The 12,935-nt window shown below is 41.9% G+C and carries 11 protein-coding genes; 6 read left to right on the forward strand and 5 right to left on the reverse strand.

Annotated elements, in window-relative coordinates; translation table 11 throughout:
- Positions 1 to 421 precede the first annotated feature (421 nt).
- The 5 genes from F1325_RS16595 to fixA form a co-directional block, all read right to left on the reverse strand.
- Positions 422 to 1,744, reverse strand: coding sequence for an MFS transporter (locus F1325_RS16595; protein ID WP_109373293.1), 1,323 nt, complete (start codon positions 1,742 to 1,744; stop codon positions 422 to 424).
- Positions 1,745 to 1,832: 88 nt separating this feature from the next.
- Positions 1,833 to 2,120, reverse strand: coding sequence for a ferredoxin-like protein FixX (gene fixX / locus F1325_RS16600; protein ID WP_023582978.1), 288 nt, complete (start codon positions 2,118 to 2,120; stop codon positions 1,833 to 1,835).
- Positions 2,117 to 3,409 (reverse strand): FAD-dependent oxidoreductase FixC, encoded by a 1,293-nt coding sequence (gene fixC, locus F1325_RS16605; protein ID WP_160230728.1) that lies wholly within the window; start codon positions 3,407 to 3,409, stop codon positions 2,117 to 2,119. The genes fixX and fixC overlap by 4 nt, the downstream gene beginning before the upstream one ends.
- 57 nt (positions 3,410 to 3,466) lie before the next feature.
- Positions 3,467 to 4,405 (reverse strand): FAD-binding protein, encoded by a 939-nt coding sequence (locus F1325_RS16610; protein WP_160230729.1) that lies wholly within the window; start codon positions 4,403 to 4,405, stop codon positions 3,467 to 3,469.
- Between the two features lie 11 nt (positions 4,406 to 4,416).
- Positions 4,417 to 5,190, reverse strand: coding sequence for a putative electron transfer flavoprotein FixA (fixA, locus tag F1325_RS16615; RefSeq protein ID WP_109373290.1), 774 nt, complete (start codon positions 5,188 to 5,190; stop codon positions 4,417 to 4,419).
- A 600-nt stretch (positions 5,191 to 5,790) separates the two neighbouring features.
- Between fixA and caiT the strand changes: the two genes are divergently transcribed.
- From caiT to caiE, 6 genes are all read left to right on the forward strand, one after another.
- A complete protein-coding gene (gene caiT, locus F1325_RS16620; RefSeq protein WP_088494513.1) occupies positions 5,791 to 7,305 on the forward strand; it encodes an L-carnitine/gamma-butyrobetaine antiporter in 1,515 nt (504 codons plus the stop codon).
- 41 nt (positions 7,306 to 7,346) lie between these two features.
- Positions 7,347 to 8,489 carry a crotonobetainyl-CoA dehydrogenase gene (caiA, locus tag F1325_RS16625; RefSeq protein WP_099074590.1) on the forward strand — a complete coding sequence of 381 codons (1,143 nt, stop codon included), beginning with the start codon at positions 7,347 to 7,349 and terminating at the stop codon, positions 8,487 to 8,489.
- 69 nt (positions 8,490 to 8,558) lie between these two features.
- Entirely contained in the window at positions 8,559 to 9,779 is a 1,221-nt protein-coding gene (gene caiB / locus F1325_RS16630) for an L-carnitine CoA-transferase (protein ID WP_109373289.1), read from the forward strand.
- Between the two features lie 75 nt (positions 9,780 to 9,854).
- Positions 9,855 to 11,411, forward strand: a complete 1,557-nt coding sequence (caiC, locus tag F1325_RS16635) for a crotonobetaine/carnitine-CoA ligase (RefSeq protein ID WP_109373288.1) — start codon at positions 9,855 to 9,857, stop codon at positions 11,409 to 11,411.
- A 77-nt stretch (positions 11,412 to 11,488) separates the two neighbouring features.
- Positions 11,489 to 12,274, forward strand: a complete 786-nt coding sequence (caiD, locus tag F1325_RS16640) for a crotonobetainyl-CoA hydratase (protein WP_109373287.1) — start codon at positions 11,489 to 11,491, stop codon at positions 12,272 to 12,274.
- A 39-nt stretch (positions 12,275 to 12,313) separates the two neighbouring features.
- Positions 12,314 to 12,907, forward strand: coding sequence for a carnitine operon protein CaiE (gene caiE / locus F1325_RS16645; RefSeq protein ID WP_109373286.1), 594 nt, complete (start codon positions 12,314 to 12,316; stop codon positions 12,905 to 12,907).
- Positions 12,908 to 12,935: the final 28 nt, after the last annotated feature.

Raw genomic sequence — 12,935 nt, forward strand, 5'->3', positions numbered from 1 at the left:
GTAATGACCTTATTCTGGGTAGGGGGAATTATTCATTCTTGGTAAATAACGAACTGTTTTTCGTCATTTGAATAGTCTGAGAGAGATTTGTGATTGGTGTCTAGATTCGGTGGGTTAAATATATTTACCAATTGAAGATAAATTAATAACAATGAAATAGATTTGGAACCGAAGCGTTATAAAGGTGTTATTTTTAAATAATAAAAAAGAGAGTGACTTTATTTAAATAAGAAAAATAGAATCACTCTCTTTTTAATATAAATAGCCTCAGCTCACTTTAAGATATAAAAAAATCTTATCAATAAACATTGATGTGATAATTTAAATTAAAATAATATAAAAATAATAACGATTGAATTTTACAGCCTCTACATGAAAATTAATTTAAACAATTAAATTTATTGTTTACCAATTAAGTGTGTTATTTACCCCGACGCATCGGCATAGTTGAAGTCTGATTAAGCGTTAATCCTTTGGTTTCTGGTGCAAACAGCACTGACACTATCATCCCAAACAGTGAAATCCCAGCACCGACTAACATCGTGGTGTTAATGCCATAAGTGGCAATAAATGCAGGGAGCGCGCAGGTTGAAATCACGGTGCCAATACGGCTTATCGACATAATCACACCCACTGCGGAAGCGCGAATGTCTGTTGGGAAAAGTTCGTTAGGATAAAGCCACTGTAAAATACCCGGCCCTCCAGAGAAGAATGCATACGTGGCAAACGCTAAGATAACAAATAAGATGGGTAAATCAGGGAAAACGCCGAGCACTAATAATGCTAACGTCATCATGGCAAAACTACCAATTAATAACGGACGTCGCCCTGTTTGGTTTAACCAGAACATGGCGGGAATACAACCAAACATAAAGAATAGACTAATGACTACATTACCCAGCGCCGCACTCCTTCCTGTATCCCATCCTAATAAACCGACAATTTGGGGTCCAAAGGTATAGATGGCAAACATCGGGATCACTTGGCAAGTCCAAATCACCGCAACAAACAGAACAAAAGAAAAGTGACGTTTATTAAATAACTCAATAAAACGCGTTGTTTTCGCATCTTCCGCTTCAAAAACCACAGGCTCACCAAAGAGCTTGATCATCATCTCATTACACTCTTTAATACGCCCTTTGCGTATTAACCAAAGCGGAGATTCGGGTAAATCAAAACGACCAATTAAAATAATAACGCAAGGAATAAAGGCACTACCAAGCATCCAACGCCAACCATCTTCAATATCATATAAAAGATAACCGACCAAATTGGCGCACGTCGCCCCGATATACCACATGGCAGCAATAAAACCGACAGCAAAAGCGCGTTGTTTTTTATTGGAAAACTCAGTAATCATCGAGGTCGCAATAGGATAATCGGCACCAATCACAATACCAATCAGGAACCGCATCACCAACAGACCTACTGGGGTTGAAACAAACATTGTCGCGATAGAAATAATAGCAATAGCCACAATATCCACAAGGAACATTTTGCGACGACCCACTTTGTCACAAATATAACCAAAGAGTGATGTACCAATAAAAAGCCCTGCTAATGTCGCTGCACCAAGCAGACCAATCCATCGTGTATCAAGCTGTAATAACGGTGTGAGTTGCTCTAACGCTACACCGATAATCACTAATACATAGCCATCAAGAAAAGGGCCGCCACTGCCCCATAACATCACTCGACGATGTACTGAGGTAAAACGAATATCATCAAAGTTTCTGGGTTGCATGACTGCGTCCTGGTATTTTTTCTAAATAAAACAAAAAAAAGAAAAGCTCCCAGGCCGGAGACAGCACTGGGAGAAAAGTAGCGATACATCATCCGTAACGATATTCCACGCCAAAAGTTCCACGTGGGTATTCCCATTTTTCAAGCGCACTGTCTAAACCAAGAATTCGACAAGTTCCACACTCTAAGCACCCTGCATAATCAAAACTGATAGTGCCATCTTCTTGTTTTTTATAAAGACCCGCAGGGCAGGCTTTAACTAAGGTTTCTAGCACCTGCATATCGGGTTGCTCTTTGACGACGATATGTGGATTTTCCTCATCGACATTAAATTTATTGATGCCTAATTTGACATCGACATTTACGGGAGAACTCATATTGCTTTTGCTCCTTTGATCCCATCTTTGATTAGGTTCATCCAGCCGACCTTTTTGGTATGACGCATTAGGGTTTTACGCATAGGTACTGGCGCTTCACCCGTAACAGTAAAGAGATCTTTGGCAATACCAACGACCATTTCAGGATAAGCGGTGAACATACGAGGGTTATCAAGTAAATCAGGCATACGCTGATAGGCTTTCATATCGCGTAATGGACCATCTTCTAAATGCTTGAGATATTCATTTAGCGTCTGTTTGCTAAAATCATTTTTCTCCATTGCCGATAGCACGGTTTTTGCAGCAGCTTCGCCGGATGCCATCGCTAAATCCATGCCACGAATAGTGAAGCCAAGGTTCATACACATCCCTGCTGCATCACCCGCAATCAATACGCCATCACGTACTAATTCGTGTTGCATTCTTAACCCAGCTTCAGGAACAACGTGCGCACCGTATTCCACCATTTTTCCGCCTTCAATCAGCGGTGCGACAACTGGATGCTGTTTAAAATCTTCCAGCATTTGTGGTACCGACTTTTTAGCGTCTTTAATATGGTGAAGCCCACACACCAGACCTAAAGAAAGCGTGGTTTTATTGGTATATAAAAAACCGCCACCCATTAGTCCATCAGTAGGCGAGCCTGCAAATAACCAAGCCGCACCTTCATTATCTTTTAGGTTGAAGCGATCTTTAATCACACTTTCAGGCAGTTCGATGATCTCTTTGACACCTACCGCGACATTTTCGGCCGCAACACGTTTTGTCATTCCTAGCTGTTCTGCAAGAATAGAATTCACACCATCCGCGAGGATCACCGCTTTGGCTTCTAACACATCACCATCGGCTTCAACGCCAACAATTTTGCCATCACGCTCAACTAACTTATCAACACGAATGCCTGTGATACATTGCGCACCCGCATTTTCGGCTTGTTCCATTAGCCATTGGTCAAACTCGCCCCGTAATACAGACCAAGAGGCCGTTTTTGGGTTATTTCCTTCAGCATTTTGGTAATCAATCGTCATTGCGCCTGTTTCGGTCATAAATGACAATTTTTCATGAGTGATCACGCGTTCAACAGGCGCTTCTTGCGCAAACTCAGGAATGATGCGCTCAAGGGTATGTGCATACATACGACCACCGGTTACATTTTTCCCGCCAGCGTAGTTACCTCTTTCTATTAGCAATACTTGTGCGCCTTCTCTTGCCAAAACAAGTGCAGCCACAGATCCTGCTAATCCTGCGCCAACAATAATGGCATCGAAAATATCTTCGGAATCGGACATAACATCTCCAGAATTTGCGATAAACAGCAGAGAAGTTCCCTTCCCTGCTTAAATAAATCAGTTAGATAATTGACGAGTTAATGCAGGTAGAACCTTCATTAAGTCACCGACAATGCCGTAGTCAGCGAATTGGAAGATAGGTGCATTTTTGTCTTTATTAATAGCAACAATGGTTTGAGCGCCATTAGCACCGACCATATGTTGAATTTGTCCTGAAATACCAGCAGCTAAATAGAGTTCAGGTTTCAGCATCAGATTGGAAATGCCGACATAACGCTCGTGTTCCATCCACTTCTCATTTTCAGCAACAGGACGAGAGCAGGCGATTTCAGCACCAATGGCTTTGGCGAGTTCTTCTGCAATAGCGATATTTTCTTTACTGCCGATACCGCGACCCACGCTGACAACAAAACGCGCTTTGTCTAAATCAACGGCATTGATTGCGCGTGGTTGAACTGAATTGCGAACGATGGTTTGAGCAGGGGCAATCCATGCGACTTTTTGTGCATTACCTGTCACACCAGTTTCTGGCGCAACATCAAAAGCACCCACACTTGCAGTTACAACACAATAAGGCGTTTTCAGGGTTTCATCACCAAAGGCAAGACCACCGTAAACCATATGTTTTGTCACAAGAGAATCACCGTCTGCTTTTAAAGATTGTGCATCATTAGAAACAACTGCCTCTAAACGATGACCTAAACGTGCTGCGATTAATTTTCCGCGACGTGTATTAGGCAGTAGCACTAAACCTGCATCACCGCTTTGTTTGATGGTTTCAACCATGCTTTGTGCATAGTCTTCAATAATGCGATCGTCAGGTTTGCCTTCTAATTGGAAAACGGCTGTTGCACCTAATTTAAAGGCAGCAACACTTTGCTCATCATTCAATGTAAATACATTGATAGATTGCCCTAATGAAGAAGCGCCACCCATTAATTCTGGTAAACGGGAAAGTGCATCACTAAATACCCAAACAGTTGAAAACTGGCTCATAACTCCCCCTATTACTTAAGAATTTTACGTAAATGTTCTGCCAACTCAGCAATCTGATCATCGCCATCACCTTCAATAATGATGCGTTGACGAACTTTCTGTTTCGGCGCAGCCACTTTTTGTTCTGAACGCGCAGTAATCGCACCCAGACCAAGATCGGCAACACTCCATTGCTGAACAGGTTTCTTGGCAGCACCAAGAATGGCTTTCATCGAAGGAATTTGAGGTGTGTTAATATCGGTAGATACCGCAATAACAGCAGGTAATGGAATTGTCAGTGTTTCGATTTCATTTTCTAATTCACGCTCGACCGTAATTGAATCATTAGAAAGAGAAACAATTTTGTTAATACCATTTATTGCTGGAATATTTAGGATTTCACCCACCAGCAAGCTAACTTGTTGTGAACTTAGATCCGCAGATCCATCACCACAAAGAATTAAGTCATAACCTTTTTTAGCCGCAGCCGCAGCCAGTGCAACCGCTGTTTGATAAGGCAGAGAGGCTTCAAATTGGTCATCAACTACAACCACTAAATCGTCAGCTCCACGAGAAAGAACGTCTTTGCGTGCTTTCGCATTTGTCAGTGATTTACCACCTACACTCATTGCCGTGATTTGAATGCCCTCAAGTTGAGTTTTAAGCTGATTAGCGGCTTCAATCGCATTTAAATCATATTGGCTGATTTTGGTGTTAGCACGAGAAAAATCCAGCGAACTATCTGCGCTATTTACCGTAATATCCTGCTCATCGGGAACACTCTTGTAACATGTAATAATATTCATTACATCTCCTGAAATTAATAAATAATGTCATTTACTCTGGCAATGTAATATAGAATTAACACAATTAAGCGTTTAAAAAATTAAACCTAGGTCACCAATATTGAACATTATTAAATAATGAATCGATAGGTTTCAATATTGCCAAATACATCACCAATATTGAAATTAATTTTAATTGAAGTGAATAACTTTCAATATTGCTACTTTGATCAACAATATTGAAGGTAATAAGCATAACGTTATTTAACGTTCAATATTGCCACCGAGATCAACAATATTGAAAGACAGAATATAACAACCCTATTACATACAAGCTTATAGCGATAACTATCAACAAGTTACAATGAAAATAAAACGTTATAAAACGTAACATAAAATCGACAAAAAGAATAGTGTGAAGTGAATAACAGAATAGATTTCTTATAATATCCATCATTCTTCATCATTAATGGATTTATGGATTAGCCAATCACTTTATTTTTCTATTATGATGAAAACTCAATAGACGAAATAGATAGAATTAAACTTAAATGCTTTATTAGATATTAGGAATTAACACTACTTAAACTTCTGCGCTAAATATATTTGGAAAATTTACCTATGAGCAAAGATAATAAAAAGGCTGGAATAGAACCGAAGGTTTTTTTTCCACCATTAATCATTGTTGGTATTTTATGTTGGTTAACGGTACGTGATCTTGACGCTTCAAATGAAGTGATTAACGCCGTATTCAGCTATGTTACCAATGTCTGGGGTTGGGCCTTCGAATGGTATATGGTCATTATGTTCGGGGGTTGGTTTTGGTTAGTCTTTGGACGTTATGCCAATAAACGTCTTGGGGAAGATAAGCCAGAATTTAGTACCGCAAGCTGGATCTTTATGATGTTTGCGTCTTGTACATCCGCAGCCGTCCTCTTCTGGGGTTCGATTGAAATATACTACTACATTTCAAGCCCTCCTTTTGGAATGGAAGCTTACTCAACTCAAGCAAAAGAAATTGGTCTAGCTTATAGTTTGTTCCACTGGGGTCCTTTACCTTGGGCAACTTATAGTTTCCTTTCTGTTGCCTTCGCTTACTTCTTCTTTGTTCGCAAAATGGAGGTTATCCGCCCAAGTAGTACCTTAACCCCATTAATCGGTGAAAAACACGTTAATGGGATCGTCGGAACCATTATTGATAACTTCTATCTCGTTGCGTTAATTCTGGCAATGGGGACTAGCCTTGGTTTAGCAACACCGTTAGTCACTGAATGTATTCAATACTTATTTGGTATTCCTCATACCTTGCAATTAGACGCCATTATTATCTCTTGCTGGATCTTATTAAACGCAATTTGCGTGGCTTTCGGTCTGCAAAAAGGGGTGAAAATCGCCAGTGATATTCGTACTTACCTGAGCTTCTTAATGTTGGGTTGGGTGTTTATCGTCGGTGGTGCGAGCTTTATCGTCAATTACTTCACCGATTCTGTCGGTACATTGATGATGTATATGCCTCGGATGCTGTTCTATACAGACCCTATCGGTAAAGGCGGATTCCCTCAAGGCTGGACTGTCTTCTATTGGGCTTGGTGGGTTATCTACGCGATCCAAATGAGTATCTTCTTAGCGCGTATTTCTAAAGGTCGTACTGTTCGTGAATTATGTTTAGGGATGGTTTCAGGTTTAACCGCAGGAACTTGGTTAATTTGGACAATCCTTGGTGGTAACACCTTACAACTGATTGACCAAAACATTCTCAACATTCCACAACTAATTGAACAATACGGTGTTCCACGCGCCATTATCGAAACATGGGCAGCATTACCACTAAGCACAGCGACAATGTGGGGCTTCTTTATCCTCTGCTTTATTGCCACAGTCACCTTAATTAACGCCTGTTCTTACACACTGGCAATGTCCACTTGCCGCTCTATGAAAGAAGGCTCTGAGCCACCTTTGTTAGTACGCATCGGCTGGTCTGTGCTGGTTGGTGTTATCGGCATCATTCTATTAGCACTTGGTGGTTTAAAACCGATTCAAACCGCCATTATCGCTGGAGGATGCCCACTATTTTTCGTCAATATCATGGTCACCTTGTCCTTTATTAAAGACGCCAAAGTACATTGGAAAGACTGATCCGCTATAAGCAAAAAATGACACATTAAGAGGTTATTAACATGGATTTTAGATTGAATGATGAGCAGGAACTGTTTGTTGACGGTGTCCGCGAATTAATGGCCAGTGAAAACTGGGAAGCTTATTTCGCCGAGTGTGATCGCGAAAGTAAATACCCAGAGCGTTTTGTCAAAGCCTTAGCGGATATGGAAATCGACAATCTGCTTATTCCTGAAGAGCACGGTGGATTAAATGCAGGTTTTGTCACTGTTGCGGCTATTTGGATGGAGTTAGGTCGTTTAGGTGCGCCAACTTACGTGCTTTATCAATTACCAGGTGGTTTTAACACCGTATTGCGTGAAGGCACACAAGAGCAAATCGATAAAATTATGGCGTTCCGCGGTACGGGTAAACAGATGTGGAACTCTGCAATTACAGAGCCGGGCGCAGGTTCAGATGTCGGTAGCTTACAAACGACTTATACCCGTAAAGATGGCAAAGTTTACCTCAATGGTAGCAAATGCTTTATCACTAGTAGTGCATACACCCCTTATGTTGTTGTGATGAGCCGTGACGCAGCATCACCTGATAAACCTATCTTCACTGAATGGTTTGTGGATATGAGTAAGCCGGGTATCAAAGTAAACAAGTTGGAAAAACTGGGTTTACGTATGGATAGCTGCTGTGAAATCACGTTTGATAACGTTGAGCTTGAAGAAAAAGACATGTTTGGCCGCGAAGGTAACGGATTTAACCGTGTTAAAGAAGAGTTCGATCACGAACGTTTCTTAGTGGCACTCACTAACTACGGTACAGCAATGTGTGCATTTGAAGATGCCGCTCGTTATGCCAACCAACGTGTGCAATTTGGTGAAGCTATCGGTCGTTTCCAACTTATTCAAGAAAAATTCGCTCATATGGCGATCAAACTCAATTCAATGCGCAACATGTTATATGAAACTGCATGGAAGAGTGACAACAACTTAATCACTTCCGGTGATGCTGCAATGTGTAAATACTTCTGCGCAAATGCGGCATTTGAAGTGGTTGATAGCGCAATGCAAGTGCTTGGTGGTGTTGGTATTGCTGGCGAGCACCGTATTTCTCGTTTCTGGCGTGACCTTCGTGTTGATCGTGTGTCTGGGGGTTCTGATGAAATGCAGATCCTGACATTAGGACGTTCAGTACTTAAACAGTATCGCTAATTAATCACGAATAACTCTCTCATCACTCGGTGAGAGAGTTTTCACTCAGACCACTTACGAGGTGACGCTATGACAGAACATTTACCAATGCCACAATTCGGCCCACTTTCAGGGGTTCGTGTTGTGTTTTCAGGAATTGAAATTGCAGGGCCATTCGCAGGACAAATGTTCGCAGAATGGGGAGCTGAGGTGATTTGGATTGAAAACGTTGCATGGGCTGACACCATTCGCGTTCAACCTCATTATCCTCAGCTTTCTCGCCGTAATTTACATGCACTATCGTTAAATATCTTTAAAGACGAAGGTCGTGATGCATTCCTAAAATTAATGGAAACCACTGATATCTTTATTGAAGCCAGTAAAGGCCCAGCCTTTGCACGTCGTGGTATTACCGATGAAGTGTTATGGGAGCATAATCCTAAATTAGTTATCGCGCATTTATCGGGCTTTGGCCAATATGGCGATCCGCAATACACCAACTTACCCGCTTATAACACTATCGCTCAGGCGTTCAGTGGCTACTTGATCCAAAACGGTGACAAAGATCAGCCAATGCCTGCTTTCCCTTATACTGCAGATTATTTCTCAGGAATGACCGCAACCACTTCCGCTTTAGCTGCACTGTATAAAGTTCAACAAACAGGCAAAGGCGAAAGTATTGATATCGCCATGTATGAAGTCATGTTGCGTATGGGGCAATACTTCATGATGGATTATTTCAATGGTGGCGAAATCTGTCCTCGTATGACCAAAGGGAAAGATCCGTACTACGCAGGCTGTGGGCTTTATCGTTGCCAAGATGGTTTTATCGTGATGGAAGTGGTGGGTATTACTCAAATTGAAGAGATCTTCAAAGATATCGGCCTTGCACATCTACTGGGTACACCAGAAGTTCCAGAAGGCACTCAACTTATTCACCGTATTAATTGCCCTCATGGTCAATTATTCGAAGATAAGTTAGATGAATGGTTGGCAAAACAACCGATTACTGACGTGCTGAAACGCCTGTCTGAACTCAATATTGCCAGCGCTAAAGTGCTGACTATTCCTGAGCTTGAAGACAATCCGCAATATGTCGCGCGTGAGTCTATTACCCAATGGCAAACCATGAATGGCGAAACCTGCAAAGGGCCAAATGTGATGCCGAAATTCAAAAATAATCCGGGAAAAATCTGGCGTGGCATGCCATCTCACGGCATGGACACTGACGCTATCTTGAAAAACATCGGTTATAACGACGAACAAATCAGGGGGCTGGTCGATAAAGGGCTGGCTAAAATCGTAAAGTAACACCGTAAAATTCAGACACCGCACTCCTTTCAAATCGTGTCTGAATTCACGGCAAAAGTATGGGATAACAGTTTAATGGATGTGATTGGCAAACAAAACTTACGTCAAATGTGGGATGATTTGGCAGAGGTTTATGGCACAAAAACAGCGCTAATTTTTGAATCCGCACAAGGACTCGTGAGACAATTTAGCTACAGTGAATTAAATGAAGAGATCAATAGAACCGCAAATCTTTTCCATGCTGGTGGCATAAAAAAAGGCGATCATGTTGCCTTACATCTTGATAACTGCCCTGAATTTTTCTTTTGCTGGTTTGGGCTGGCAAAAATTGGCGCTGTAATGGTGCCCATTAATGCGCGCTTTATGTATGAAGAGAGCGCATGGATAATTAATCACTGCCAAGCCCATTACGTGGTCACTCGTGATAATTTCTATCCGATTTACCAACCTATGTTGCAGGATGAACAAAACCCTTTAACACAGCTGTTTTTAATTTCTGAAAATGCGATATCTACTGAAAAAGGGGTTGTAGATTTTTTAAAAGAAAAAGCCAAACATCCTGTTACGCTTAATCATCACACCCCATTAAGTGTGGATGATACTGCTGAAATTCTTTTCACATCGGGTACCACATCGCAACCTAAAGGTGTGGTTATCACGCACTATAACTTACGCTTTGCGGGTTATTACTCATCATGGCAAAACGCATTACGGGAAGACGATATTTATCTTACCGTGATGCCAGCATTTCATATTGATTGCCAATGCACGGCATCACTCCCTGCTTTTTCTGTGGGTGCCACCTTTGTTTTACTCGAAAAATACAGTGCAAGAGCCTTTTGGAAGCAGATCCTTAAGTATCAAGCAACAGTAACAGAGTGCATTCCAATGATGATGAGAACCTTAATGGCACAGCCCGTTTCATCAGAAGAAAAGCAACACAAATTACGCGAAGTGATGTTCTATCTCAATCTCGCAGATGAAGAGAAAGACGCCTTTATTGAACGCTTTAACGTGCGATTACTCACCTCTTACGGCATGACAGAAACTATTGTTGGTTTAATCGGTGATAGACCCGGCGATAAACGCCGCTGGCCGTCAATCGGTAGACCCGGTTTTTGCTATCAAGCTCAAATCAGAGACAAACAAAACAACGAAGTTCCTGATGGCGTTGTGGGTGAGATCTGCGTAAAAGGTGAACCTGGGAAAACCTTATTCAAAGAGTATTACAACCGACCTGATGCAACAGCTAAAGCATTAGAGCCTGAAGGTTGGTTACATACTGGTGATTATGGTTACCGAGACGATGAAGGTTTTTTCTATTTCGTTGATCGCAGTTGCAACATGATCAAACGTGGAGGCGAAAACGTCTCTTGTGTTGAGATTGAAAACATCATTAGTTCACATCCCAAAATTCAAGATGTGGCGGTTATTGGTGTACCTGATGATATTCGTGATGAAGCCATTAAAGCTTTTGTGGTGCTCGTTGAAGGTGAAACCTTGAGTGAAGAAGAATTCTTCCATTTCTGTGAGCAAAATATGGCGAAATTTAAAGTTCCCTCCGCGGTTGAGTTTAAAGAGGGTTTGCCGCGTAATTGCTCAGGAAAGGTGATCAAAAAGCATTTGAAATAAGCCATAGGTCGGCTTTAACAATCACCCAATAACCACAATCATAAATGCTTATTTTTGATGACGAAAAGGAATACAACATGAGCCAATCATTACACCTAACAACGCGTGGTTCAGTACTTGAAATTGTATTAGATAGACCAAAAGCAAACGCTATTGATGCAAAAACCAGCCATGAAATGGGTGAAGTTTTTCTGCGTTTTCGAGATGATCCAAGCTTACGAGTTGCCATTATTACAGGCGCGGGCGAACGCTTTTTCTCCGCAGGTTGGGATTTAAAAGCAGCCGCAGAAGGTGAAGCGCCTGATGCAGACTTTGGTGCGGGTGGTTTTGCAGGTTTAACCGAATTATTTGATCTTGATAAACCTGTCATTGCCGCCGTTAACGGCTATGCTTTTGGTGGTGGCTTTGAATTAGCGCTCGCCGCTGACATGATGGTTTGTTCAGACAATGCTTCTTTTGCCTTACCAGAAGCGCAATTGGGCATTGTCCCTGATAGTGGTGGAGTCCTGCGTTTACCAAAACGTTTACCGCCTGCTATCGTCAACGAAATGCTGATGACAGGTCGTCGTATGAATGCAGATGAAGCACTTCGTTGGGGTATTGCAAACCGAGTTGTCAGTTCTGCTGAATTAATGGATAGCGCACGCGAACTCGCCGATCAAATCGCTAATAGCGCCCCATTGGCTGTAGCGGCTTTAAAAGAGATTTATCGTGCCACCAGCGAGCTTTCCATTGAAGAGGGCTACAAATTAATGCGCAGTGGCGTATTAAAACATTACCCAAGTGTTTTACATTCAGAAGATGCCACAGAAGGGCCTCTTGCCTTTGCTGAAAAACGCACACCTGAATGGAAAGGACGGTAATTATTGTTAATCTCGATAATACAACAATGAGGGAAACTGATGAGTATCTACGCGTTTGAAGGTCTTGTTCCTGTGGTTCATCCAACAGCTTATGTTCATCCATCTGCTGTATTAATTGGTGATGTGATTATTGGTGCTGGCGTTTATATCGGCCCTCTGGCTTCACTAAGGGGCGACTATGGACGCTTGATTGTTGAAGCAGGCGCAAACCTTCAAGACGGTTGTATCATGCACGGTTATACCGATATGGACACCATTGTGAGAGAAAATGGACACATTGGGCATGGTACAATCCTTCACAGTTGTATTATCGGGCGTGACAGTTTAGTCGGTATGAATAGCGTGATTATGGATGGTGCAGTCATTGGTGAGGAAAGCATTATTGCCGCCATGAGCTTTGTAAAAGCGGGTTTTCAAGGACAACCTCGACAAATGTTGATTGGTAGCCCAGCAAAACATGTGCGTGATATTACCGATCAAGATATGGAGTGGAAACGGATGAACACCCGTGAATATCAAGATTTAGCGGTACGTTGTCGCCAAAGCTTGGTAGAAACAACACCTTTAACGGCGCCTGAACCTAATCGCCCACGTTTACGTGGCACAACAGACGTTAAACCGAAAGGTCAGTAACAAATGGCGACAGGCGTCATTAACGCCT

The sequence above is a fragment of the Proteus columbae genome, assembly GCF_009914335.1.
Classification (GTDB): Bacteria; Pseudomonadota; Gammaproteobacteria; order Enterobacterales; family Enterobacteriaceae; genus Proteus.

Bases quoted from the DNA above. Each gene is read 5' to 3' on its own strand.
- F1325_RS16595 (WP_109373293.1), bottom strand. From the start codon at position 1,744: ATGCAACCCAGAAACTTTGATGATATTCGTTTTACCTCAGTACATCGT.
- fixX (WP_023582978.1), bottom strand. From the start codon at position 2,120: ATGAGTTCTCCCGTAAATGTCGATGTCAAATTAGGCATCAATAAATTT.
- fixC (WP_160230728.1), bottom strand. From the start codon at position 3,409: ATGTCCGATTCCGAAGATATTTTCGATGCCATTATTGTTGGCGCAGGA.
- F1325_RS16610 (WP_160230729.1), bottom strand. From the start codon at position 4,405: ATGAGCCAGTTTTCAACTGTTTGGGTATTTAGTGATGCACTTTCCCGT.
- fixA (WP_109373290.1), bottom strand. From the start codon at position 5,190: ATGAATATTATTACATGTTACAAGAGTGTTCCCGATGAGCAGGATATT.
- caiT (WP_088494513.1), top strand. From the start codon at position 5,791: ATGAGCAAAGATAATAAAAAGGCTGGAATAGAACCGAAGGTTTTTTTT.
- caiA (WP_099074590.1), top strand. From the start codon at position 7,347: ATGGATTTTAGATTGAATGATGAGCAGGAACTGTTTGTTGACGGTGTC.
- caiB (WP_109373289.1), top strand. From the start codon at position 8,559: ATGACAGAACATTTACCAATGCCACAATTCGGCCCACTTTCAGGGGTT.
- caiC (WP_109373288.1), top strand. From the start codon at position 9,855: ATGGATGTGATTGGCAAACAAAACTTACGTCAAATGTGGGATGATTTG.
- caiD (WP_109373287.1), top strand. From the start codon at position 11,489: ATGAGCCAATCATTACACCTAACAACGCGTGGTTCAGTACTTGAAATT.
- caiE (WP_109373286.1), top strand. From the start codon at position 12,314: ATGAGTATCTACGCGTTTGAAGGTCTTGTTCCTGTGGTTCATCCAACA.